Origin of the sequence: Shimia ponticola, from assembly GCF_007995215.1 — a bacterium.
Classification (GTDB): domain Bacteria; phylum Pseudomonadota; class Alphaproteobacteria; order Rhodobacterales; family Rhodobacteraceae; genus Shimia_B; species Shimia_B ponticola.
The window spans coordinates 692,511-717,628 of record NZ_VCDK01000003.1; the positions used below are offsets into that span (position 1 = coordinate 692,511).

Below are 25,118 nucleotides of genomic sequence, written 5' to 3' on the forward strand. Positions count from 1 at the left end.
TCAGGCCCAAGGCCTAGCTCAGGTGGCGTTTTACGATGCCGCCGACCTTGGCGAAGTCGACTTGGCCCGTGTATTTCGATTTGAGCGCGCCCATGACTTTGCCCATATCGCGAATGCTCTCGGCGCCTGTGTCGGAGATTGCAGCGTTGACGGCGGCCTGGACCTCTTCGTCGCTAAGCTGCTTTGGCAGATAGTCGTTGATGATCGCGACTTCGCCGAGTTCCTTTTCCGCCAGTTCCAGACGCCCGCCCTCTTCGTAGATGCGCGCGCTTTCTTGACGTTGCTTGACCATCTTGCCGAGGATCGCGAGCACTTCTGCGTCGGGCACGCCGTCATCTTCGCCGTCGGCGCGCGCGGCGATGTCGCGATCCTTGATCGCGGCATTAATCAGGCGCAGAGTCGCAAGACGGTCTGCTTCCTTGTCTTTCATCGCCTGTTTCAGGCCATTCATGATCCGTGTGCGAAGGTCCATGGTCGCGTCTTCCCCAAGCTGCTGTTTGGTCCCCGGTAAGCGGGGCGATATAGGGCCGTTCGAAGGAAATGACAACCTGAGGCCGTTTGCGCGGGCTTGCCCCCTTGACCGGGCGGGGGCACGCCCTTACCACACCGCGAATTTGACCAAACGCTGCCCGCCATGGAGAGACCGATGACTGATGCACCCACTGCATGCCTTGTTCTGGCCGATGGGACGGTCTTTTACGGGAAGGGCTTTGGGGCCACCGGAGAAACGCAGGCTGAACTGTGTTTCAACACGGCCATGACCGGCTATCAGGAAATCATGACAGACCCGTCTTATGCAGGCCAGATCGTGACCTTTACGTTTCCGCATATTGGCAATGTCGGTGTGAACGCCGACGACGATGAAACCGCCGATCCAGTAGCCGATGGCATGGTCGTCAAATGGGACCCAACAGAACCGTCGAATTGGCGCGCTCAGGACGAGCTGGGACCTTGGTTGGCACGGCGGGGCCGGATAGGCATTGGTGGTGTCGATACGCGACGGCTGACCCGCGCCATTCGCCAGCAAGGCGCACCGCACGTGGCATTGGCGCATGATCCAGAGGGCAACTTTGATATTGAGGCGCTGGTGACCAAAGCCCGCGCCTTTGCCGGACTGGAAGGGCTCGACCTCGCCAAGACGGTCACATGCGCCCAAAGCTATCGCTGGGATGAGAAACGCTGGGCTTGGCCAGAGGGCTATACCAAGGTCGAAAACCCACCACACAAGGTCGTGGCGATCGACTATGGCGCAAAACGCAACATTCTGCGGTGCCTCGCGACCGTCGGCTGTGACGTTACTGTTTTGCCCGCGACAGCGACAACAGAAGACGTGCTGGCCTTGAACCCCGACGGCGTGTTCTTGTCGAATGGCCCCGGCGATCCCGCAGCCACAGGCGAATATGCGGTCCCAATGATCAAGGGTGTTCTGGACCAAACCGATGTTCCAGTTTTCGGAATTTGTCTGGGCCACCAGATGCTTGCTTTGGCTCTGGGCGCGACAACCGTCAAAATGAACCACGGGCACCACGGCGCAAACCACCCGGTCAAGGACCTGGAAACCGGTAAGGTTGAGATCACTTCGATGAACCATGGGTTCACGGTGGACAGCCAAACCCTGCCCGAAGGCGTGGTGGAAACCCATGTCAGCCTGTTTGACGGGTCAAACTGCGGCATCCGCATGTCCGATCGCCCCGTCTATTCGGTGCAATACCACCCCGAGGCAAGCCCGGGACCTCAGGACAGCTATTACCTCTTCGAGCGTTTCGCCGAGGCGATGGCAGCGCAGAAAGCCTAAGCGCTTAACTCTGCATTAACCGCTTTTCGTCCACCCTACCGCCCAGACAACACGCTAGGCGGAGAGAAGGATCGTGGGCGCAACCGGCCTAAGACTTGTGGCGGGTGAGCCGACAATCGGTGGCGCGCTTTCGACACCGCCAATTGAGCCGGCGCATGCGTCGCGCGATGCGCTGGATGTCTTGATTTCATGGGGGCGCGTCACGGCGGACGATGCCTTGGACGCACGACTGCGCGCGCGGCGCGTCGGTGCGGATTTGGACCATGTGCTTATCCAGCGAAACGTCGCCACGGAAGCCCTTGTCGCTGCTGCACAGGCCGATGTTGAAAATGTATCTTTGGCCGATCTTGTTCAGACACCGCCAGATCCACGTTTGATCGACATCCTCGGAGCGCAAAGGGCCATTCAGTTGGGCATCGTGCCATGGCAGCGGGCAGGAAAGGCGGTCTTGGTGGCCGCGCCGACACGGCGCGCGTTTCAGCGGGCCCTCCCAGAATTGCGGCGGCGATTTGGTCAGGTCCTGTTGGTGATCGCGCCACGGAGCCAGATCGTCACAAGCATTGCACAGGTCCGAAAAATGCGCCTGACGCGAAAGGCTGAAACACTCGTGCCTGCACTGCAATCCTGCCGTAGCTTATCACTCCCTAATTGGCAGGCGGTCACCATCGTTTTTGCCGCTGTGACACTGTCGCTGTGCCTGATTGCACCGGGAGTCGCCTTTGCGATTTTGACCGGCATCGCTTTGACAACTCTCGTGGCAAGCATGCTGCTCAAGGCGGCGGCGGTGCTGTCCGAGTTGCGCCATCCGACAGCGCGTCCGCCCGCCATTACGGACGTTCCATTGGCGCGCCTGCCCCAAATTTCGGTTATGGTGCCGCTTTATAAGGAACGCGAAATCGCCGGACATCTTGTGGAGCGGTTGCGGTCGCTGAATTATCCCCGTGAACGCCTGGAAGTTATCCTCGTGACCGAGAGCGACGACCAGACAACGCGCGACACACTCAATCGCACACAGCTGCCCAGCTGGATGCGCGTCGTCACGGTGCCGGACGGTACGGTCAAGACGAAGCCGCGCGCGATGAATTACGCGCTCGACCATTGTCAGGGGACGATCATCGGCGTCTATGATGCCGAAGATGCACCTGAACATGATCAACTTCTAAAGGTGGCCGCACAATTCGCCAAAGCGCCGCCAGAGGTGGTTTGCCTGCAAGGGGCGTTGGACTTCTACAATCCGACCGAAAACTGGCTCTCACGCTGCTTTGCCATGGAATATGCTGCGTGGTTCCGCGTGATCCTGCCCGGTCTTGCAACGATGGCGCTGGCCATTCCGTTAGGTGGAACGACGCTGTTCTTTCGGCGCGATGCGTTGATCCGGATGCGTGGCTGGGACGCCCATAACGTCACCGAGGATGCTGACTTGGGCATCCGACTTGCCCGCATGGGCTATCGAACCGCTCTTTTGCCGTCGACGACCTTCGAAGAGGCGAACAACCGACCTTGGGCGTGGATCAAACAGCGCTCTCGCTGGCTGAAGGGGTATGGGATCACCTATGCCGTCCATATGCGAAACCCAAAGGGCCTTTGGGTCGATTTAGGCGCATGGCGCTTTCTCGGGTTCCAGGTTCTTTTCCTCGGAACGATCACCCAATTCCTTTTGGCACCCGTTTTATGGACCTATTGGCTGCTGATCTTTGGGCTCCCACATCCGACGGCTGACTTGATCTCGGCAAATGGTGCGATCATGTTGACCGGCCTCTTCATTCTGAGCGAGCTTATCAACATTGCGTGTGTCGGGCTTGGCGTGGCGAGGACCCGACATAGGCGAATGATGCCGTGGATTCCAACCCTGATGGCCTATTTCCCACTGGCCACCGTCGCAATCTACAAAGGCTTTTCAGAGTTCTTTGGCAGCCCGTTTTACTGGGACAAGACCAGCCACGGCAAATCCAGGACTGTGAAACAGGCTATTCCGCCGCCGCATCCAGACGCAGCCGGGTCATGAACGCCTGAGACAGGTGGTTCTTGATCGCTGCGCTGGCGGCTTCGCCATCACCTTCACGCATCGCATCGACAAGGTCCTGATGCTCTTGCAATGCGTCGGCGCCGCGCCCTTCAACAGCCAGCGAAGTGTTGGCAAGCAGCGCCATAGAGCGATGAACCATGTCCAGTTGCTGCACAAGGAACCGGTTATGGGACGCAAGATGCACCTGTTTGTGGAACTTGCGGTTGGATTGCGACAACTTCATCGGATCATCGAGCAACGCCTGGTCTGAATGGATCATTTGCTGTAGCACTGCCAGTTCCTCTGGTGTGGCATGCTGGGCCGCCAGACGCGCAGCGAGCCCTTCAAGCTCGGCTCGGACGATATAAAGCTCGGACAGTTGGTTGTGATCGAGCGACGAAACAATCAAAGAACGGCCATCGCGTGACAGCAGGGCCTGCGTTTCCAATCGTTGCAACGCCTCGCGGATGGGTGTCCGCGACACACCAAAGCGTTCAGCCAATTCGCTTTCGACAAGACGATCACCCGGCTTGTAAATGCCAATATCAATTGCTTCGAGGATCAGGGCATATGCGTCCCGAATTGGTGTTTTAACGTCCATCTTGCATCTTCCGTCTGACCTAGTGTCAACTTATGCCCATCTCTAAAGTGTCAAGCAAGCATGGACTCTGGACCCACATGCAAACTCGGGCTAGCTGAGCGGCATGACACACGCGATTTCAGACGGGTTTTCCCACGTTAGGACTTGGGTCTTTGATCTGGACAACACCCTGTATCATCCTTCCGTCCGGCTCTTTGATCAGATCGAAGAGAGGATGCGCCAGTACATCGTCAACCGACTGAAAGTTACCGAGTCCGAAGCAGACCATTTGCGTGCAAGCTATTGGCAACGCTATGGAACCACGCTTGCCGGGTTGATGGCAGATCACCAGATCGACCCGATGGAATTTCTATACGACGTGCATGACATATCGTTTGCCGACCTTGTGCCGAACCCGAATCTGGCCAAGAGCATTAGGTCCCTACCGGGCCGCAAGATCATCTACACAAATGGCGACGAAGCCTATGCACGGCGGGTGCTTGACGGGCTAGCCCTAGAACAGGAATTCGAGGCCGTTTTTGGAATTGAACACGCGAATTTTGCGCCCAAACCGCAAAAGCCAGCCTTTGATCAGGTCTTTGCCATGGCAGGCGTCAGCGGTCCTTCAGCCGCCATGTTCGAAGACGTGGACAGGAACCTCGAGGTGCCACACGCCTTGGGAATGCGCACAATCCTTGTCCACGGCACATCGGATGCGCCGCATATCCATCACGAAACTGATGACCTGACGGGTTTCTTGTCGCAGATCGTGTGATCCGATTGGTCGCGGCAAAAACAGTGCTTAAGTTTGGCTCATGACTGATATCCTCATTTCCGGCGGCGGCGTTGCTGGTCTGACAGCAGCCGCCGCGTTCGGCACCGCCGGGTTCGATGTGCTCTGCGTTGATCCCGCACCGCCCGTGACAGACCGCGATGCCGATGGCGCCGATCTGCGCACGACGGCATTCCTGCAACCTGCGCAGCGTTTCTTGGAGGAGGCAGGCGTCTGGGCGCACCTCGCGCCGCATTCGGCGGGGCTTCAGGTCATGCGGATCGTAGATGCGGGCGGCACCGCGCCCACAGCCCGTGCCACGCGGGACTTTGACGCTGCCGATATTTCCGACGCACCATTTGGTTACAACCTTCCCAATTGGCTGATCCGCAAAGCGTTGCTGGATCGACTGGAAGAATTGCCAAATGTCACCTTCCGCACCGGCGTCGGCGTTTCACGACTGACCGCCCGCACATCCGAAGCCAAGGTCGCGCTCTGTGACGGAGACACCGTGACCGCGCGCCTTGTGATTGCCGCTGATGGTCGAAACTCACCCTGCCGCGAGGCTTTGGGCATTGGTGTGACGACCCATGACTTTAGGCAAATGGCTTTGACCTTTGCCGTCGCCCACGAAGGGCCGCATGACAACGTATCGACCGAGGTTCACCGCACGGGCGGTCCCTTCACGTTGGTGCCTTTGCCGGATTATCAGGGCAAGCCGTCATCGGCCGTGGTCTGGATGGAGACCGAGGAAAACGCCAAGGCATTGCTCGCCCTCGACGAAGACGCATTCAACGCAGCGGCCACCGAACGCAGCGCTGGCGTGCTCGGATCTCTGACATTGATCAGTCGCCGCACCACCTGGCCCATTATCAGCCAAGTGGCGCATCAGTTCTACGGCCCGCGCACCGCCCTTGTGGCAGAGGCCGCGCATGTCATGCCGCCCATTGGCGCGCAGGGCCTGAACACGAGCCTGAAAGACCTGCAAGCCTTGCTTGACCTGTGCCGCGACGCGCCGGAAAGCATCGGCGACGAAACCATGCTGCGCAAATATCACCGTGCCCGCTTTGCCGATGTGGCCGGTCGAACGCTGGGTGTAAGTGTGCTCAACAAGGCCTCTATCGCAGCCCCCCAACCGCTGCGAGACGCCCGCGCAGCAGGTTTGCGTCTCATCCATGACGTGAAGCCCGTGCGCACGGCCCTTATGCGGCTGGGTTTGGGAGTTTAGGTCCATCGCGGCCCCGGATCAGGTCCGGGGCGCGACGCCCTTAAAGGACCTTATCAGCCACAGATTTCAGCCGCGCCACCGTGGCGTCAACATCATAGAGCTTGTCCAGCCCAAAGAGCCCGATCCGGAAGGTGCGGAAATCCTCTGGCTCATCACATTGCAGCGGCACGCCGGCGGCGATCTGCATGCCCTCGGCCGCGAATTTGGAGCCGTTGTGAATGTCGGCGTCTGACGTATAGCAGACGACAACGCCGGGTGCGCCGTATCCGTCGGCGGCGACCGATGTAATGCCTTTGGCCGCCATCATGTCACGCACTTTGGTTCCCAGTTCCCACTGCGCTTCTTTCAAGCGATCAAAGCCATACTCGCGTGTTTCCAGAACCGTGTCGCGGAACGCGCGCAGCGCATCTGTTGGCATGGTTGCGTGATAGGCATGTTTCCCCGCCTCGTAGGTTTCCATGATCGCGAGCCACTTACCCAGATCGATGGCAAAGCTGTTGGATTGAGTTGCCTTCACACGCTCCACGGCGCGCTCGGAAAGCATGACCATCCCCGCCGAAGGGGTGGATGACCAACCTTTTTGCGGGGCCGAGATCAAAACGTCGACGCCGGTCGCCTTCATATCGACCCATGCACAACCGGACGCGATACAATCCAGCACCATCAGCGCACCCACCTCATGGGCGGCATCAGCCAAAGCAGTGATGTAGTCATCCGGCAGGATCACTCCGGCAGAGGTTTCGACATGGGGCGCAAACACGATGTCGGGTTTGTCCGCACGGATGCGGTCAACCACCTCTTCAATCGGAGCGGGTTGAAATGGGGTTTGGCTGGCATTGCCTTGGCGGCGCGCCTTCATCACCGTCGTTTCCGATGTGAAGGTGCCCGTTTCGAAAATCTGGCTCCAACGATACGAGAACCAACCGTTGCGAACGACCAAGGCGTGGGCGTCCTGACCAAATTGTCGGGCCACAGCCTCCATCGCAAATGTTCCGCCACCCGGGATCAATGCAACCGCATCGGCCTTGTAGACCTCTTTCAGGTTGGTTGAGAGATCGCGCATCACATCGCCGAATGCGGCGCTCATATGGTTCAGGGAACGATCTGTGAAAACGACCGAAAACTCATCGAGACCTGTTGGGTCAATTGTATCCAGCAATGCCATCAAAGCCTCCCAGCATTTTGTTGCTTTCGATGGCTAGAGGCGCGCGTTTCGAAATGCAAAGTCTACTTATGTATACAGGCCAATGGTTTGGGCCGCGCCTGAAGCTTATCGGAAATCTGTGGTCTTAAATCGGTCCGGGACGACGCTCTTCTGACAAAAGTACGTTGGCCTCAACATCTCCAACACCGGGCAATGTCATGATCCTTCTGCGCAAGACGCGCTCAAAATCGCTTAGGTCCCGGGCAACCACGCGCAGACGATAGTCATAAAGACCCAGAACATGCTCAACCGTTTGCACCTCTGGAATGGCAGACACCGCGCGTTCGAAATCCTCAAGGCTGACGCGTCCCTTTGTCGCCAGTTTCACACCCAGGAACACGCTGACGCCAAAGCCCAGTTTTTCGAGGTCAAAGCGGAGCGACCGGCCCGTGACAACACCTCCCTCCTGCAATCGCTTGATCCGCCGCCACGTGGCCGGCTGGCTCATCCCAAGTTCACGCCCCAGATCGCCTGCATTTCGGGTGGCGTCCTGCTGCAACAGTCGCAGCAAGGCGCGGTCGGCGGGATCAAGTGATATGCTCGTCACAGCGGCAACTCCCGCCGGTCGAGAACCGAAGCCACCTGCATCAAAGCCTCAATGTCGGCGATATGCGGCAGCGTCAGGATGCTGTCGCGATAAAGCGTCTGATAATGCGTCATGTCGCGGGCAATCACAGACAGGCGAACATCGACACGTCCTAGAAATGTCTGGATCTCGATCACTTCCGGCACCTTGCGGGCCGCAACGAGGAAATCGTCAAAAGCGCGGGTCTGGGTTTTGTCCAAAGTGATGCGCAGGCTGACCTCAACCGCATATCCCAGCGCTTTCCAATTTATGATGGCCTCTGTCCCAAGCAGAACACCGGTCTGACGCAGCTTGTCCAAGCGTCTGGTGACGGTGGCTTGCGGTACCCGCGCAGCATCCGCCAGCGCGGAAATGGGCTGACTGGGATCGCCCTGCAAATGGCGAAGAATGCGACGGTCTATGTCATCAAGCATGAATTCTTCATAGCATGAGAGTTTGAAGAATGAAAATCACGCGTGTCGGGCAATTAATGGGTCATTTAGCGCGTGAACGCCTGACGGCATCCCGCTACACCGTCCCCATAGCCAAACAGGAGACCAAACCATGCGCGTTTACTACGACCGCGATTGCGACATCAATCTGATCAAGGACAAGAAAGTAGCTATCCTTGGCTACGGTTCCCAAGGTCACGCCCACGCCCTGAACTTGCGTGACTCCGGCGCGAAGAACCTTGTCGTCGCCCTGCGCGAAGGCTCGGCATCGGCGAAAAAAGCCGAAGGCGAAGGCCTGAAAGTTATGGGTATCGCAGAAGCCGCTGCCTGGTGCGACGTGATCATGTTCACCATGCCCGACGAACTTCAGGCAGAAACCTACAAGAAATACGTCCACGACAACATCAAGCCGGGTTCCGCAATCGCATTCGCCCACGGCCTGAACGTGCACTTTGGCCTGATCGAGCCAAAAGAAGGCGTCGACGTCATCATGATGGCACCAAAGGGCCCCGGCCACACGGTGCGCGGCGAATACGTCAAAGGCGGCGGTGTGCCTTGCCTTGTTGCCGTCAACAACGACGCCTCGGGCAAAGCGCTCGAAATCGGTCTGTCCTACTGCTCCGCCATCGGCGGTGGCCGTTCGGGCATCATCGAAACCAACTTCCGCGAAGAATGTGAAACCGACCTCTTCGGTGAACAGGCCGTTCTGTGCGGTGGTCTGGTTGAGCTGATCCGCTGCGGTTTCGAAACACTGGTCGAAGCAGGTTACGCGCCTGAGATGGCCTATTTCGAGTGTCTGCACGAAGTGAAGCTGATCGTGGACCTGATCTACGAAGGCGGCATCGCCAACATGGATTACTCGATCTCGAACACAGCCGAATACGGCCAATACGTGACCGGTCCACGCATCCTGAACTACGACGAAACCAAAGCCCGGATGAAAGACGTTCTGACCGACATTCAGCAGGGCAAATTCGTCCGTGACTTTATGCTGGAAAACGCTGTGGGTCAGCCAACGATCAAAGCGGCACGTCGCGCCAACGACGAGCACATGATCGAAGCCACCGGCGAGAAACTGCGCGCAATGATGCCATGGATTTCGGCAGGCAAAATGGTCGACAAGACAAAGAACTAATGAAAAAGGCGGGTGCCCCCGTATTGGGGCACCCGCCTCTCCGTGGTCACTCCACGAAATCTTGTGACGCTCTACGGCGCGCGGCGGTCGCTGGGCGCATCCACCGCCAGCGATGATTTTGGGATCGAGTCGTCATACTGACGCTCTTTGGTCTTGCGGCGCGACCACATTGCGCCCAGCACGATGAGTGCGAAGGTGGCGATTGGAAGGATGATCACCAGTGGAAAGCTTTCCATTTTTCATCTCCTTAATTCGTTTGGCGCGGACCGATTGAAAGCACAACCGTGAACACCGGAAATAGTTCCAACCCCACTCTGCAAAGCTGGCTGATGGTCTGCATTCTCGGCGTGACGTGGGGCTCGACATTCCTTGTCACGGAGCTTGCGCTGGAAGGGATCAGCCCGTTTTGGCTTGCCGCTGGGCGACAGGTGATCGGTGCCTGCGTGATGGGTGTCGTGTGGATGCTGCTACGCTCTCCGGTGCGTCTGGGTAATGATCAACGCCCGCGATGGCCGTATCTAATGATTGCCGGTGTGACCTCGTCAGCGCTGCCTTTTGCGCTGTTGGCGTGGGGTCAGCAATACGTGACATCGGGCTTTGCCGGCGTTTCGATGGCGGCAGTCGCGCTCATTGTTCTGCCGCTGGCGCATTTCTTTGTTCCAGGCGAAAGGGCTGGCCCCCGCAGGATCATCGGATTTGTCATCGGGTTCATTGGCGTTTGTGTCTTGATCGGCGCGCGCGCATTCGACAGCTCTGGCGCTGCCTTGGAACCTTATGGCCGCTTGGCCTGCTTTGGCGCGGCGACGTGTTATGCGGTGTCATCGATCCTTCTGCGCAAATGCCCACCCATCCATCCTATTGCCATGGCGACGCTGTTGATCTTCGTCGGCGCCGCTGTGTCGATCCCGGTTGCCTGGGCTTTCGAAGGCCCACCGCCCTTGCAGGACAACCTACCGCCAAACGACGCGTTGATTGCCCTTGTGGGTCTCGGCCTAATTCCGACAGCGGCGGCCAATTTCCTGCGGGTCTTCGTGATCCGGACGGCAGGTCCGGTGTTCATGAGCATCACGAACTACATCGTCCCGATCTGGTCTGTGCTGGTCGGTGCATGGATTTTGGCCGAACCTGTGCCCGCTTCGTTGGGCCTATCGGCCGTGTTGATCCTGTTTGGCGTGGGCCTTAGCCAGTCGCGCGCTTTTGCGGCACTGCTCCGCCGCAACGCCTAAGGCGCGTGTATCGCTTGCCAGATCTTGAGCGCTTGGGCTGTGGCCTCGACATCATGCACCCGCAGGATTTGCGCGCCCTGAGCGACGGCGGCCAATGCAACGGCAACTGAGCCATGCACCCGCTCATCGGCTGCTTCGACATTTGTCAGGGTTCCGATGAATCGCTTTCGGGACGCCCCGACAAGCACCGGAACACCAAGCGAATGCAGAACACTGAGATGCGACAGAAGCGCGAGGTTGTGCTCTAGTGTTTTGCCAAAGCCGATACCCGGATCGACGATGATCCGCTCTGCCGGGATGCCAGCGGCCAATGCGGCATCCACGCGCCCCGCCAGATGTGTCAAAACCTCTCCCACGACATCTTCGTAGGTGGGATTGCGTTGCATCGTCTCCGGGGTGCCTTGCGCATGCATCAGACAGATTGGCACACCTGCCTCTGCGGCCACGCTGGCCATGTCCGGATCAAACTCCATCGCCGAGACGTCATTGATCAGAGACGCGCCGGCTTTCACAGCGGCTTTCGCGACTTCGGACTTGCGCGTGTCGATCGAGATTGGGACCGACAACACGCGGCTCAGTTCGGCAATCACCGGAACCGTGCGATCAATCTCTTCTCCGACTTCGACATATGCCGCGCCGGGGCGTGTGCTTTCGCCGCCAATGTCCAATATCGTTGCGCCTTGCGACACCATCTGTATCGCAGCGTCGACGGCGCCGCCAACATCGGTGAGCCGTCCACCATCGGAAAAGCTATCTGGCGTGACGTTCAAAATGCCCATGATCTGGGGGCGGTCCATCGGCAGACCGCAGATCGCCGCGCGCGGTGACGTCAGTTTGCGCAAAACCTCTGGATCAAGATCGCCAACCGCACAAACACCGCCCGGCAACCGCTCGACAGTGTCGAAGCGGCACCATCCCCCTGCAAGGCACGCCTGCCCTGCAAGCGTCGGAAGCGCGCGATAGATCGGCGATTGGCTCACAGCGCGACCTCTGAAATCGCCGCGAAACGCGCCTCAATTGCGTTTTGTTGGGGTTCCATGCCGACAAACACGATTTCGGCTGCGTTCATTTCACCTGCGAACCAAGCCACCAAAGCGGGAATATCCGTCACACTTACTCCCGGCCCCTCCACGGAATCGAGTACAAGCTTAGACGGAGCCCAGACACTGATCTGATCATTCCGCAGACCCCAATCGAGTTCGGTCCGCGTTTCCACAACCACGCAGCGGTCATCATGGCTTGCCAGGACCCACGCATTTTGTTCGATCGCGAGAAGATCAATGCGCCGTTGCACCATTTTATGGTTCGGCACACGCACCGCTGGCGCGTCGTTGAACCCGACGCAGAGGATGACGGGTCGTTCATGACGTTCCGCCACATCGATCCAGTCAGTCAGTCGGTCCGACGCAATGGCGGCATTCGACAGGCAAAGGATGATGGGTTCAGGCGTATCAGCCAGCGCGCGAACACCCTGATCCGCGGGTTTGGTTCTGGCAATTTCGACGCCCAATGTACCGGGGCCACGGTCCAGCTTTTCAATGCGAACGAATGCGCGCAAAGCCTGCGGTTCCAATAGAATTCGGTCCGCCACACGCTCGGCCAGGGTTTCGAGAAGGTTCAATCGCTCTTCCGACAACTCGCCTTCGATTGCCTCGGTGATGCGGTCATAAGACAGGATCAGGTCCACATCATCCGCCAGATTTGCGGGAAGTGGCGCAACTTCGACCACAACATTGAAACGAATGCGCTGAGTGACCCCGCGCTCGGCTTGAAACGCACCGATTTCAACCTCAACAACATGATCCCGGACCGAGATCCGATCACGCAAGTCTGGGGCGGTGGCGGCTGCGCGCTCCGCAGGGTGGGCAAAGGCCAAAGTCACATCATCCGTCACGGCGCGCGCTTTCATTTGTTTCTTTGCCCGGACCTAACCCAATCGCATTGCGGCGAACAGTCCGAGACCGACACCGACGCGCGTGAACCGGCACAAGATGTGTCCGCTTAGATGCGAGACACGGCTCGTTAGCCTTTACGGTAAAACTTGTGGACACCGATCGTCGCGGTGTGCTCGAACACGCGGCTCCAGCGTGGGCGCACGGCAGTCGTGTGATAGTATAGCGCGCCGTCCGTCAGGTCGCCTGCACCACCATCCATCGCGAGGCGCGCGACTTTGCCCACCATTTCATAGGCGCGCGGTTCGTGGATGGTTTCGGCTTTGCCGTCGCAGGTGTAGGTGAATTGGCAGGCGAACTTACGGCCTGTCCCTTGATTGATCACCTTGCAGATGGAGTTCGGAAACGCGGTGCTTCTGACACGGTTTAGGATAACCTCAGCAACGGCAAACTGGCCGCGCACCGTTTCACCGCGCGCTTCAAAGTACAATGCCTCTGCCAAGCACTCCCACTGCTTGCCGCCCTTCGCCACAGGCTGAGAGCGCAGCCAAGCCTTGGTGAAGGTGATCGCCGGACCGTCCAAAGCAGCTGGTTTTTCGACCGGCGGACGCATCAGGTTGGCAGTGCTGGTTGGGTCCAGGGTGGCAAGTGTGCGCACCTCAAGAGACATGGCACGATCCAATGCACTGCTGCCCTGAGCCCATCCGATAACAGGCGATAGCAGAAGAAATAGAGCAGCTAGAATGACTTTGTCGGCAGACTTCATCTAGGACATCCACGATTGCTTAATCGCGTGGCATTAAGCAAATTCATGCGCAGAGTCCAGTTTGGCCCCTGCGCGGCCACGTGACGCGGATCATGTAGGGCGTGATTCAGAGATTCAACATCATCTGGTAGTCAATTGATCTTCAATGGCAATTTGCGCTGCGGCAAGGCGCGCACCCGGCACGCGAAACGGCGAGCAAGAGACATAGTCGAACCCTGCGGCACGGCACATGCGAATCGCCTCGGGGTCGGCACCATGTTCACCACAAATCGAAAGTTTGACGTCCGGACGCGCGGCGCGCCCGCGCTCCGCGCCCAATTGCAACAACTCGCCCACACCGTCGCTATCAAGTCTGTGAAACGGGTCCTCAGGGTACACACCCTTTTGCACATAGGCCGACATGAAGCGTCCGGCATCGTCGCGCGACAGCCCATAGGTCATTTGTGTTAGATCGTTCGTCCCAAAACTGAGAAATTCCGCATTCTGCACAATTTCGCCCGAGCGTAGGGCTGCGCGTGGCGTCTCGACCATGACGCCCAGCGAATAGTCGACATCAACACCCGTCTCGGTCCGGACCTCGGCCGCCACGGCATCCACCCGTTTCTTGACAAGCTCGACCTCGCGCTTGGCTGAGATGAGCGGGATCATGATCTCTGGAGAGATGTTTCCAACCGCGATTGCCGCCTCCAAGATAGCGCGGGCTTGCATGTCATAGATTTCGGGAACTGTGATGCCCAGACGTACCCCGCGCATGCCTAGCATGGGGTTGTATTCGCTGAGTGCCTCAATACGGCTCTCGACTTCTTTGACCGGCAGGTCGAGCGCACTGGCCAGTTCGCGAAGCCCGCGGCGGTCCTGTGGCAGGAACTCGTGCAAGGGCGGATCAAGCAACCGCACACAAACGGGCAGCCCCTTCATGATCGTGAACAACTGCTCAAAATCGGCACGTTGCATCGGCAAGAGCCGGTCCAAAACCGCGCGGCGGTCTTCTGCACTGTCGGCAAAGATCATCTCGCGCATGACAACAAGACGCTCGGCTTCAAAGAACATGTGCTCCGTCCGGCACAGCCCAATGCCGTCGGCAGAGAACCCGGCAGAGCGCAAGGCCTCTTCTGCCGTGTCGGCGTTGGCGCGAATGTCGATGTCGCGCATCTCATCGGCCCAAGTCAAAAGGGTCGTCACACTATCGTCCAACCCGGCTTCTATCATGGGCACATCGCCGACAATGATATCGCCGGTGCTGCCATCGACTGCGATTACGTCGCCTTCTTTCAGGATCGAGCCTGCGCACAGAATGCGACGCTCACCCTCCTGAACCGTCAAATCCGACGCGCCCACAACACAGGGCAGCCCAAGACCCCGGCCGATCACCGCCGCGTGGCTGGTGATACCGCCCCGCTCGGTCACGACGGCATCGGCTGCATGCATGCCTCGAATGTCCTCTGGCCCCGTTTCGCGGCGCACGAGCACACACTTTTCCCCACGCGCCTGAGCGGCTTGCGCGGCAGCGGCGCTAAAGACCACCTTGCCAGATGCGGCACCGGGGCTGGCTCCGATCCCGCGTGCCACAACATTCCGCGGCGCATTTGGCGCGATTTGGCGGTGCAAGAGTTCCGAGAGCGTGGCTGGTTCGATGCGCATCAGCGCCTCGGCCTTTGAGATGATGCCATCCTGAGCCAAGGCAACGGCGACGGTCACCGTCGCACGCGATGCCCTCGGAAGACGGATTGCATCCAGAATCGCAATTCTTCCGTCTTCGAGCACGAACTCGATCTGCATTTCTTCGCGCAGACGTTGTCGCGACAGATCACCCATCCGCACCAAATCGTCAAAGGCCTCTGGCGCGCGCTCTTGCAGCGACTGGCCCCGACTGTCCCGCGCGAGATATATTGCAGCACTATCGGCGTTCAACGCGTCCCGCCCTTGGGATTGCGACAGGTAGCGTCCGGTGACCTGCGGCGCACCGGTTTGATCATCGACAAACTGGATCACGCCAGCGCCACTTTCTCCGGGGCCAACACCCAAAGCCATCGCTTGAATCACCAAGCCCAGACCTGCGTCCGCAGGTGCTCCTTTGGCCTGACGCAATAGCCGCGCCGACGTGCCGTTCCAAGCGCGCGCCATCGAGCGCAGAACACCGCTTAATTGTTCTGCAATGTCTTGAGGAAAAGGCTCTTCGGCCTCGTCCTCATAGGCCGCCAGCGCCCCTGCCAAGGCGACGGCGTCAGGCTCATCCGGTAGATAAAACGCGTCAGGGTCCAAACGCGCGACATGTACGGCGTAGGCCTGAATAAAACGCAGATAGAGCGTGGTCGCTGCCGTTTCTCCAACGGTGCGTGACAATTCGGCGTGACGAGCATTGTTCATGCCGATGTTCAAAATGGCACCCGGCCCACCCCAATCCGCGTGCTCCGACGACGGACGCACAGACAAAAGGGCATCCTTGTCAAAAGGCTCAAGAAATGCGGTCACGTCGCGATGCTGCCCGTCCGCGATGGCGCGCACAGTCTCAAAGCACAGTGCCACCGTTGTGGGGACCGGCATGTCCAGCCGGATCAACCGCTGCAGGCATTTCGCACGCCCACCGTGCCACGCTGCTTTCATCGCGGCGGTCGGTGTGATGGGGACTATGTCCTTGATCTCATGGTGTTGCTGCATTGCGGCATTCCTTCTGCGCGCAAGGCTAGGCATTTAACGATTCGGCGCAAGTGCGACGGTGCGTAGGGGTCTTTGTAACGCAGGCACGACAGTTGACGCGCCTGCGGCTGACTATCCTTCGATCTTGCTGAGATCGGCGACCTGACCAACCGTCTGGCGGATGCGGCTGAGCAGATTCAGGCGGTTTCGACGGATGATCGCGCTATCTGCATTGACCTGAACGGCCTCAAAGAACGCATCAATCGGCGCGCGAAGTGCCGCCATGGCCGACATGGCCGACGCAAAATCCTCGGCTTCCATCGCTGGCTTGATTGCAGCATCCGCCGCATCTAGTGCCGCAAACAGCGCGCGTTCCTCGTCCGCTTCTGCGAATTTCACGTCTGCCCCGTAAGAATACTCCACACCGTCCTTTTCCTCGGCCTGCGTCAGGATGTTGTTCGCGCGTTTGAAACCTTGGACGAGGTTTTCGCCATCGTCGGTTTTCAGGAAGGCCTGCAGCGCTTCGGCGCGTTTGACGAGGAGAACGAGGTCATCGTTGCCCGGCATTGCGAGAGACGCATCGATGACGTCATGCGAAATGCCGCGGTCGCGGAGGTAGACCTTCAGGCGGTCGTGGAAGAACGACAACAGATCTGCACCCAAGTCAGCCAAACTTGGCAAACGCCCATCTTCGCCTTCGGTCAGTGACAAGTTACCCTCGACGAAAATCTGACGCATTGTTTCAAAGGATAGCTCTTCCTCAATGACCTGATCTTCAGCCAACACGATCATAGCCGGATGCCATCTTGTCGAATCTTCTCCGGCGTCTTGGAATTCATACAACTTCCAAGAAGCACCCATCCGCCGGGCGACTTGAACTAATTGTCTCTCGATAAATGCGCCCAAAGAAACCCGACTCTCGGTTTCTTGAAGGATCCGAATAACACCCAATGCAGCACGGCGCAGCGCAAATGGGTCCTTCGACCCGGTCGGCTTTTCATCAATCGCCCAGAAGCCGGTCAGCACGTCCAGCTTTTCAGCCAGCGAAACTGCGACAGACACCGCTGCGGTCGGCACATCATCAGATGGCCCCAGCGGCGCGTAATGCTCTTCGCAGGCCGCAGCCACCTCAGGTTCCATTCCTGCGGCTTCGGCGTAGTAACGGCCCATCAGCCCCTGGAGTTCAGGGAACTCATAGACCATCTCAGACGACAGATCGGCCTTGGCCACCCGCGCGGCCTTCTCTGCCAGATCGGCATCCGCACCGACGACTGGAGCCAGTTCCCGCGCAAGAGTTGCGATCCGGTCGATCCGTTCGGCCAGCGTGCCCAGCTTGTTGTGGAAGGTCACGTTTTTCAGCGCGTCCTGCCAGTCGCCCATGCCTGCCTTGGCCACGCGCAGGTCGTTTTCCCAGAAAAATTTGGCATCCGCCAAACGCGCCGCCAGAACCTTTTGATTACCCGCAAGGATCGTCGCGCCGTTGTCGGCGGTTTCGCGGTTGGCGACCGTTACGAACTTTTCGATCCGGCCTGTCTTTGGGTTTTTCACCGAGAAGAATTTCTGATGCTCTTTCATCGAGGTCTGCAAAACCTCTGGCGGCAATTCGAGGAACTCTTCATCAATGTTGCCCATCAGGACAACGGGCCATTCCACCAGCCCGGCAACTTCGGCCAGCAACCCGCGATCTTCGACAACCTCCAGCCCATTGGCAAAGGCGGCGTTGGTCGCGTCGTGCCAGATCATCTCGGCCCGTTCATCCGGGCGAAGAACGACCTTGGCGCGTTTGAGCTTGGCTTCGTAGTCATCGAATGACGACACAGCGAACCGATCAGGCGACAGGAACCGATGTCCGCCAGTGGTGTTGCCCGATGCAAAACCATCCACCTCCAACGGCACGACCTCCGCGCCCTCTTCATCCGCCAGGATGCACAGGATCGACTGCAAGGGACGCACCCAGCGCAGGCTGCCGGACCCCCAGCGCATGGATTTGGGCCATGGGAAGTTGCGGATGGTGGCGGTCAGAACCTCTGCGATGATCTCGGCTGCCGGGCGGCCGGGTTTGGTCATCTTGGCAAAATAGACCTGACCTTTCTTGTCATCGCGGATTTCAAGATCATCCAACGTCAGGCCAACACCACGCAGGAAGCCTTCGATGGCTTTCTCTGGCGCACCGACCTTTGGACCTTTGCGTTCCTCGATCACGGTCGGGCTCTCGGCCAAGAGGCCATTCACCGTCAGGGTAAGACGGCGCGGCGTCGCAAACGCCATCGCACCGGCATAGGTCAGGCCCGCCTCGACCAGACCATTCGTCACCAGCTTTTGCAGGTCTTCGGACGCACGCTTTTGCATGCCCGCCGGGATTTCCTCGGAAAAGAGTTCGATCAAGAGATCAGGCATGAGTTCAGTCCAATTCCCGTTCGGGGCATTCGTCGCCTTTAGGCGATCCGTCATAGAGTTTGTCGCCGCAGTCGTTGATCTGCTGCCACGCATAGCCGCGCCCATCGTCAAAGATGGCGACGACGCGGTCGATGCCGTATTGAATGTTGCGCTGACCGGTAAAGGCCGTGGCGCTGCCATCGGCAAGGGCCTCGGCAATCGCAGGGGCGTCGAAACAGTCGAACCATCCCGGCGCGTTCAAAGGTTCGGCTTCTTCAAACGTCTCGTAGGTTTCCGTCAGCATCGCCGTGCTCATCGGTGTCGTGAAACACGCGCGATAGCGGATGGGCGACGAATTGGCATCGATGCCTTCGAACCCCTCAAAGATGATCTCTTCAGGCTCACCCGAGACAAGCGATGTCAGTTCGACGCTGCCCGCCTCGACATCGTCATAGTATCCATAAACCGTCGCGTAATACGCGCCGCCGCCCATGGCGATCGCCGCAATGAGGATGAGGATGCCCACGATCTTACCGCTCACTCTGCTGCCTCCGGCACCCATCCGGCGGCCTTGGTCTGCACGAAGGCATCCGCGCAGCGTTTGGCCAATGCCCGGACACGGCCGATATAGGCCTGGCGTTCGGTGACAGAAATCACGCCGCGCGCGTCCAGCAGGTTAAAGATATGGCTTGCCTTGATGCATTGGTCATAGGCCGGGTGTGCCATCACGATGCGTTTTCCGGTCTTGGGGTCGTCGTAGTCCGTGTCAAGAATGCGCGCGCATTCAGCCTCGGCATCCTTGAAGTGCTGCAGCAGCGTGTCGGTGTCTGCGACGTCAAAGTTCCAACGCGCGTATTCCTCTTCGGTCTGCTTGAACACATCGCCATAAGACAAAGCAATCGGCGCATCGGGATCGTTGAACGGCATGTCCATGACGTGATCGACGCCCAGGATATACATCGCAAGACGCTCCAGCCCGTAGGTCAGCTCGCCGGACACGGGGTGACAATCATGCCCGCCGACTTGCTGGAAATAGGTGAACTGCGACACTTCCATACCGTCACACCAGACTTCCCAGCCAAGGCCCCATGCGCCCAGTGTCGGGCTTTCCCAATCATCTTCGACAAACCGGATATCGTGCAGGTCCATGTCAATGCCGATGGCTTGCAACGACCCAAGATAAAGCTCTTGCAGGTCGGGCGGCGACGGTTTGATCAGCACCTGATACTGGTAGTAGTGCTGCAACCGGTTCGGGTTTTCACCATAGCGCCCGTCGGTCGGGCGGCGCGACGGCTGCACATAGGCCGCAGCCCATGGTTTTGAACCCAATGCGCGCAATGTCGTGGCCGGGTGAAAGGTGCCTGCACCGACCTCCATGTCGTAAGGTTGCAGCACGGCACAGCCCTTGGACGCCCAATAGGTTTGCAGGCGTAAAATGATCTCTTGGAAGGACCGAGGTGTATCTGTCGACATGGGCTGAAGCTCCGCGATTTGGCGGCCTGCCTACCGCCCTGCCCCGGTCCGGTCAATGCGACGCGGACAGCCTGATTGGCCACCATGCTGCGCAGCCGCACAAAACACCGCCTATGGGGTCATTCCCGGCCTGATCACATAGATTTTGCGTGTGCATCGCCCCGATTTCCCGCTATCAAATGCGCGGGGACGGCAAGAATAAACCAGAGGGTATTATGAAACAGGTGATTGCAGCTGCATTGATTTGGCTGGGGACCGCAATTTGTGTGTTTGCACAGGAACTTGTGTGGATTCAGGTCGAAGCGCAGCCAAATTTGCGTGCAGCCGAAGATCGCGTGCGTAGCTATGCAACGCGCCTTCCGGATGTGGCCGGATTTCAGCAATCCTCGAATTGGTATGTGATCGCTCTGGGTCCCTATGATCGGGATACGGCAGAGGGACAACTTCGCACCCTGCGCGTACTTGGCGAAATCCCGCGCGACAGCTTTATCGCCCGATCCTCTGCATATCGGAGCCAGTTTTGGCCCATCGGGCAAAATGCACTCGCCGCAACCGCCCCTGTCACACCAGCGGCTCCTGCGCCTACGCCTCAGGTGGAATCAAACGAGACCACCGCAGCCGCTCCGGAGCCGGACGCGCCCGTCGCGGTGCCCGACGAAACCCTGCGCGAGGCGCGGGCGTCGGAGTCCCGCTTGACCCGCGACGAGAAAAAAGAGCTGCAGGTCGCGCTCCAATGGGCCGGGTTTTACCGCGCTGCGATTGATGGATCATACGGGCGCGGCACTCGCGCCGCTATGCGTGAGTGGCAGGAATTCAAAGGGCTGGAACCCACAGGTGTTCTGACGACACGCCAGCGCGCGACCCTTTTGCGGGATTACAACGCTGTGCTCGAAGGCATGGACATCGCAACCGTGACCGATGCCCAGGCCGGGATCCAGATCGACCTGCCCTTGGGCGTCATGGCCTTTGAACAGTACGAGCCACCGTTTGCGCATTATCGCCCGACAGGCGACGTCACGGCGCATGTTTCGCTGATTTCTCAACCGGGCAGCGATGCGCGCTTCAGAGGTTTGTACAACGTGCTGCAAACGCTCGACATGGTGCCAACGGACGGCCCACGCAAACTGAACCGTTCCTCATTCCAAATCGAGGGTCAGGATGATCGTTACCACACGACCGTTGAGGTCCGGTTCGAGCGCGGAGAAATGAAGGGCTTCATGTTCGTCTGGCCCGCAGGCGACGATCAGCGCCGCACCCGTGTGTTGGACGCTGTGCGCGCCAGCTTCACACCCATCCCAGGTGTGTTGAACCCAGACCTTGTTGAACCGACCGAGGATCAATCCGTTGATCTTTTGGCTGGTCTTGAGGTGCGCCAACCCGCCCAAACGGCAACCGGGTTCTTTGTGGATGGCGCCGGAACGGTCCTGACCCATGCAGCCGCGATCGACAACTGCGGTCGCGTGTCGATCTTTGGGGAAACCGATATGGATGTCGTGTTTGCCGACAGCGCGCTTGGCCTTGCGGCCCTGCGCCCGCAATCGCCCACAGCCCCTATCTCCTACGCGACATTCCAAGGCAGCGTTCCACGGTTGAAGTCCGAAGTGCTTGTGGCCGGCTATTCCTTTGGTGGGCTTCTTGGCGCGCCGACGCTGACAACCGGCAGCCTTGAGGATTTGCGCGGTCTGGGCGGAGAGGACACCGTAAAACGGCTTGCGATTGAGACGCAGCCCGGTGATGCGGGCGGTCCCGTTTTTGACGGAGGCGGCAAAGTTTTGGGCCTTCTCCAACCCATGCAAGACGGAGCGCGCAAATTGCCGAACGGCGTGGGGTTTGCGGTTGATACAGACACCATCCGCGCCCGCCTGCAAGATGCTGGAATTGTCCTGACAGAAGGCACGGGCACAGCCGCGATCAGCCCGATCGAGCTTGAGACAATGGCCGCAGACATGACCGTTTTGGTCGAATGTTGGCAATAGGCAGGCCTTAGCCTGCCAGTATTTCCGGTGTGAGATGGATCACCGTTGGGCCGTCAGCCGAAAGCGCGCTCTTAACAGCCGCTTGCATGTCCGACAGGGACTGCGGCGCACAAGCATCCGCGCCGTATGCCCGCGCCAGCGCGCAAAAGTCGGGGTTGCGCGCGATAACGGCATTGGGCGGGATTTGCGCGCCCTGCATGCTTTCTTCGATCTCTTTCAGCTTTCCATTGTCCCAAACAATGATGGGAAGCGGCAAGCAAAGTTCGACAGCTGCGCCCAATTCCTGGCCCGTGTATTGAAAACCGTAGTCGCCTGCGATGGCCAGTGTCGGCAGGCCTTTGCGGGCCACGGCACCTCCGATGGCAGCAGGTAGCGCATAGCCCAGAGTTCCAAAGCCCGTGGGATGATGCCAATGGCCGGGTCGCGGCATGTCCCAGACCTCTTTCGCGACATAGGCGAATTGGGTCATGTCCGAATAGATCATCGCATCCTCGGGCAAGGCTGCGCGCAATGCGTCGCAGATCGCGACAATGCCTGGACGCTCGGCCTCGACCTCGGCACGCCATTTGGCGCGTGCCTCTTGCACCTCTTTCGGGGTCCAGCCCGCTTCGGCATCGGCATCCGGCAGCTTGGCCAGCAACGCCTTCACAAAGGCCGAAGCATCGGCGCGCACCGGGTGGCTTGCACGATGGTGGTCGTTCAGAACAACGGGATCACAATCCACCCTGATCATTGGCGCATCATGGCCCAGATCACGCCGCCATAGATCGACCTCGGCCAATTCGGAGCCCAGAACCAAGAGCAAGTCAGCAGAGGCAATGACATCCGCTGAACTCGGTCGCCCAAGATAGCCGCCAAAATCCAGATCGTAGTCGGCAAACAGACCGCGACCTGCGTAACTGGAAAAGGCTGCTCCGCCGAGGCGTTTGGCCAACATCAACACATCCGCGTGACGCGCACCGCCTCCGGCAATGATCAGCGGTCTCGCTGCGGTTTGGCTTAGCTCCAGCACGGTCGGATCAATGCGCGCTGCATCTGAGGTCATGGGTGTGGCGCCGGCAGGTGCGGGGTCTGAACGCCCTTCCAATTTCGCAATCGGCACATGAACCGCCTTGGCCCGAGGCCGCGAGGTCTGGAACTCTGACAAGGCGCGGTCGATCAAGCCATAGGCCGAGGCAGCATCCATTGCCGTCTCGGACCAATCGCACACTGTACGCGCCGCGCCTGCCTGATCCAGCATTTGATGCAACTGGCCTTTGGTTGCGGCGACTTCATCAAGGCAGGACGCAATCGCAAGCACAGGCACACTGTCGGAATAGGCCTGTCCCAACGCAGTCATGGCATTGGTCAAACCCGGTCCGCTGATCAGATAGCAGATGCCCGGCTGATCCGTTGCACGGGCATAGCCATCCGCCATAAAACCCGCCCCCTGTTCGTGGCGCGCCAGAACATGTTTGATCCCGGCCTCTTCGATCCCGCGATACAGTTCTTGGTTATGGACGCCGGGGATACCAAAGATCACCTCGACCCCGCGATCCTTGAGCATATGCGAAATTTGGGCACCCAGTGGCCGTTGCATGACTTACCCCCTCCAGAACGTGCGGCTGAAGATGACAAAAACTGCCATCAATTCGAGACGCCCCAAGACCATCGCCCCGGCGAGAAGCCACTTGGCCGTGTCGTTCAAGCCGCCAAAATTCCCAGCAGGTCCGATCTGATCGCCAAGGCCGGGACCGATATTGGCCAACGCAGCCGCGGCGCCGCTGACCGAGGTGATGACATCAAGCCCGGTCATCGCCAGCAGGACCGAGAAAAGGCCAAGCGACACCATGAAGATCACGAAAAAGGACATGACCGAGTTGATGACGTCTTCGCTGACAGGGCGACCTTCGTAGCGCGGCGTGAATAGACCCGACGGAGAATAGATTTGGCGCAGTTGGGCGGCGATAGAAGCAAAGAGCAATTGGTAGCGGAAGACCTTGATCGAACAGGATGTCGATCCCGCGCAGCCGCCGATCAGTCCGACAAAGAACATCAAAACAACCGCAAAAGACCCCCATTCCATGTAATTTGCGCTGGCAAAACCTGTGCCGGTCAAAATGGACGTTACGTTGAACAGCGCTTTGCGAAACGCCTGTTCGGTCATCGCCTCTGACCGGAGCCACAGCCAAAGTGTCAGAAGCACAGCGATCGCGGCCAGGGCGGTGAGCATCCCTCTGATCTGACTATCGACCAAAATCGGGCGCGCCGAACCATTGAGAAGTTGCACGTAACGGACAAATGGCAATGCGGCGAGGATCATGAAAACCACGGCCACATATTCGGCACCGGCGTTAAATGCGCCGAAGGACGCATCATGCGTCGAGAACCCACCCGTCGCAACGGTCGTCAGCGCATGCATGACGGCATCAAATGTGGGCATACCGACAGCCACAAAGCCCAACGCACACATCCCGGTCAGAACAACATAGATCACCGAAATGCGTTGCGCGATTTCTGTTGCGCGCGGCAGGATTTTGCCCAGCGTATCAAAGCCCTCGGAGCGGAAGATCTGCATCCCGCCCACGCGCAGTTCCGGCAGGAACACCATTGCAACGACGATGATACCGACACCACCTAACCACTGCAGAATGGCCCGCCATGCCAGCAGTCCTTCGGGAAGCCGATCCAGTCCTGTGAACACAGTCGACCCGGTCGTCGTGATGCCCGACATGGCCTCAAAGAAAGCATCGGTAAAGTTGGCTTCTGTTGCGCCGAGCATGAAGGGAAGTGCCCCAAAGAGCGGAAGAGCGACCCAAACGCTTGTCGTCAGCAAAAAGGTCTGTTGCAGCGACATCCCCTGCCCGATGCCGTTCTGCGTCGCCAATGCCAAAAATCCGCCTGCAAGGATCGTGATAGCCGCAGACTGAAAGAACACAAAGGCATGGCCTGTGCCGTACCAAAGGTCCAAGCCAAACGGCACAAGCATCGCAACGCCCAGCGCCGCCACGAGCAGGCCAATGACATAGATCACAGGGCGCAGGTCAATCATGCGGC

The 25,118-nt window shown here is 59.0% G+C and carries 22 protein-coding genes; 7 read left to right on the forward strand and 15 right to left on the reverse strand.

The features are described from left to right. Nucleotides 1-13 precede the first annotated feature (13 nt). Nucleotides 14-472, reverse strand: a complete 459-nt coding sequence (locus FE702_RS06690) for a GatB/YqeY domain-containing protein (RefSeq protein WP_147125479.1) — start codon at nucleotides 470-472, stop codon at nucleotides 14-16. Nucleotides 473-646: 174 nt separating this feature from the next. Between FE702_RS06690 and carA the strand changes: the two genes are divergently transcribed. Next, entirely contained in the window at nucleotides 647-1,795 is a 1,149-nt protein-coding gene (gene carA / locus FE702_RS06695; RefSeq protein ID WP_186827007.1) for a glutamine-hydrolyzing carbamoyl-phosphate synthase small subunit, read from the forward strand. A 73-nt stretch (nucleotides 1,796-1,868) separates the two neighbouring features. Further along, entirely contained in the window at nucleotides 1,869-3,800 is a 1,932-nt protein-coding gene (locus tag FE702_RS06700) for a glycosyltransferase (RefSeq protein ID WP_147125481.1), read from the forward strand. Here the strand turns inward: FE702_RS06700 and FE702_RS06705 are convergent. Further along, a complete protein-coding gene (locus tag FE702_RS06705; protein ID WP_147125482.1) occupies nucleotides 3,763-4,401 on the reverse strand; it encodes a GntR family transcriptional regulator in 639 nt (212 codons plus the stop codon). The genes FE702_RS06700 and FE702_RS06705 overlap by 38 nt on opposite strands. A gap of 103 nt (nucleotides 4,402-4,504) precedes the next feature. Here FE702_RS06705 and FE702_RS06710 point away from each other — a divergent pair, with 103 nt between their 5' ends. Then, entirely contained in the window at nucleotides 4,505-5,155 is a 651-nt protein-coding gene (locus tag FE702_RS06710; RefSeq protein WP_147125483.1) for a pyrimidine 5'-nucleotidase, read from the forward strand. A 40-nt stretch (nucleotides 5,156-5,195) separates the two neighbouring features. After that, a complete protein-coding gene (locus tag FE702_RS06715) occupies nucleotides 5,196-6,380 on the forward strand; it encodes a UbiH/UbiF family hydroxylase (protein ID WP_147125484.1) in 1,185 nt (394 codons plus the stop codon). Between the two features lie 40 nt (nucleotides 6,381-6,420). On the opposite strand, the gene FE702_RS06720 is transcribed toward FE702_RS06715, so the two are convergent. From FE702_RS06720 to FE702_RS06730, 3 genes are all read right to left on the reverse strand, one after another. Further along, a complete protein-coding gene (locus tag FE702_RS06720) occupies nucleotides 6,421-7,548 on the reverse strand; it encodes an aminotransferase class V-fold PLP-dependent enzyme (RefSeq protein WP_186827008.1) in 1,128 nt (375 codons plus the stop codon). A 121-nt stretch (nucleotides 7,549-7,669) separates the two neighbouring features. After that, nucleotides 7,670-8,131 carry an Lrp/AsnC family transcriptional regulator gene (locus FE702_RS06725; protein ID WP_255449606.1) on the reverse strand — a complete coding sequence of 154 codons (462 nt, stop codon included), beginning with the start codon at nucleotides 8,129-8,131 and terminating at the stop codon, nucleotides 7,670-7,672. Further along, on the reverse strand, nucleotides 8,128-8,583 hold the full coding sequence (locus tag FE702_RS06730) for an Lrp/AsnC family transcriptional regulator (protein ID WP_147125486.1): 456 nt from the start codon (nucleotides 8,581-8,583) through the stop codon (nucleotides 8,128-8,130). The genes FE702_RS06725 and FE702_RS06730 overlap by 4 nt, the downstream gene beginning before the upstream one ends. 130 nt (nucleotides 8,584-8,713) lie before the next feature. Between FE702_RS06730 and ilvC the strand changes: the two genes are divergently transcribed. Then, nucleotides 8,714-9,736 carry a ketol-acid reductoisomerase gene (gene ilvC / locus FE702_RS06735; protein WP_147125487.1) on the forward strand — a complete coding sequence of 341 codons (1,023 nt, stop codon included), beginning with the start codon at nucleotides 8,714-8,716 and terminating at the stop codon, nucleotides 9,734-9,736. A 71-nt stretch (nucleotides 9,737-9,807) separates the two neighbouring features. On the opposite strand, the gene FE702_RS18580 is transcribed toward ilvC, so the two are convergent. Then, a complete protein-coding gene (locus FE702_RS18580) occupies nucleotides 9,808-9,972 on the reverse strand; it encodes a hypothetical protein (protein WP_186827009.1) in 165 nt (54 codons plus the stop codon). A gap of 48 nt (nucleotides 9,973-10,020) precedes the next feature. Between FE702_RS18580 and FE702_RS06740 the strand changes: the two genes are divergently transcribed. Continuing rightward, nucleotides 10,021-10,962, forward strand: a complete 942-nt coding sequence (locus FE702_RS06740; RefSeq protein WP_346722152.1) for a DMT family transporter — start codon at nucleotides 10,021-10,023, stop codon at nucleotides 10,960-10,962. On the opposite strand, the gene folP is transcribed toward FE702_RS06740, so the two are convergent. The 7 genes from folP to FE702_RS06775 form a co-directional block, all read right to left on the reverse strand. Beyond that, nucleotides 10,959-11,942: a dihydropteroate synthase gene (gene folP, locus FE702_RS06745; protein WP_147125488.1), complete on the reverse strand. Its 984-nt coding sequence runs from the start codon at nucleotides 11,940-11,942 to the stop codon at nucleotides 10,959-10,961. The two genes, FE702_RS06740 and folP, sit on opposite strands and share 4 nt — an antisense overlap. Next, nucleotides 11,939-12,856, reverse strand: a complete 918-nt coding sequence (locus FE702_RS06750) for a dihydroneopterin aldolase (protein ID WP_147126150.1) — start codon at nucleotides 12,854-12,856, stop codon at nucleotides 11,939-11,941. Before FE702_RS06750 ends, folP begins: the two co-directional genes overlap by 4 nt. Before the next feature lie 128 nt (nucleotides 12,857-12,984). Beyond that, on the reverse strand, nucleotides 12,985-13,620 hold the full coding sequence (locus FE702_RS06755) for a cell wall hydrolase (protein ID WP_147125489.1): 636 nt from the start codon (nucleotides 13,618-13,620) through the stop codon (nucleotides 12,985-12,987). 120 nt (nucleotides 13,621-13,740) lie between these two features. Continuing rightward, nucleotides 13,741-16,278, reverse strand: coding sequence for a putative PEP-binding protein (locus tag FE702_RS06760; RefSeq protein WP_147125490.1), 2,538 nt, complete (start codon nucleotides 16,276-16,278; stop codon nucleotides 13,741-13,743). A gap of 111 nt (nucleotides 16,279-16,389) precedes the next feature. After that, on the reverse strand, nucleotides 16,390-18,654 hold the full coding sequence (gene glyS / locus FE702_RS06765; protein ID WP_147125491.1) for a glycine--tRNA ligase subunit beta: 2,265 nt from the start codon (nucleotides 18,652-18,654) through the stop codon (nucleotides 16,390-16,392). A 4-nt stretch (nucleotides 18,655-18,658) separates the two neighbouring features. Next, a complete protein-coding gene (locus FE702_RS06770) occupies nucleotides 18,659-19,174 on the reverse strand; it encodes a DUF6446 family protein (protein ID WP_186827010.1) in 516 nt (171 codons plus the stop codon). Beyond that, complete coding sequence (locus FE702_RS06775; RefSeq protein ID WP_147125493.1) at nucleotides 19,171-20,106, reverse strand: glycine--tRNA ligase subunit alpha; 936 nt, start codon at nucleotides 20,104-20,106, stop codon at nucleotides 19,171-19,173. The genes FE702_RS06770 and FE702_RS06775 overlap by 4 nt, the downstream gene beginning before the upstream one ends. Nucleotides 20,107-20,321: 215 nt before the next feature. Here FE702_RS06775 and FE702_RS06780 point away from each other — a divergent pair, with 215 nt between their 5' ends. Next, nucleotides 20,322-22,082 (forward strand): serine protease, encoded by a 1,761-nt coding sequence (locus FE702_RS06780; protein ID WP_147125494.1) that lies wholly within the window; start codon nucleotides 20,322-20,324, stop codon nucleotides 22,080-22,082. Between the two features lie 7 nt (nucleotides 22,083-22,089). Here FE702_RS06780 and FE702_RS06785 read toward each other — a convergent pair whose 3' ends face one another. Next, nucleotides 22,090-23,661 carry a thiamine pyrophosphate-binding protein gene (locus FE702_RS06785; protein WP_147125495.1) on the reverse strand — a complete coding sequence of 524 codons (1,572 nt, stop codon included), beginning with the start codon at nucleotides 23,659-23,661 and terminating at the stop codon, nucleotides 22,090-22,092. 3 nt (nucleotides 23,662-23,664) lie between these two features. Then, nucleotides 23,665-25,113, reverse strand: a complete 1,449-nt coding sequence (locus tag FE702_RS06790; RefSeq protein ID WP_147125496.1) for a TrkH family potassium uptake protein — start codon at nucleotides 25,111-25,113, stop codon at nucleotides 23,665-23,667. Nucleotides 25,114-25,118: the final 5 nt, after the last annotated feature.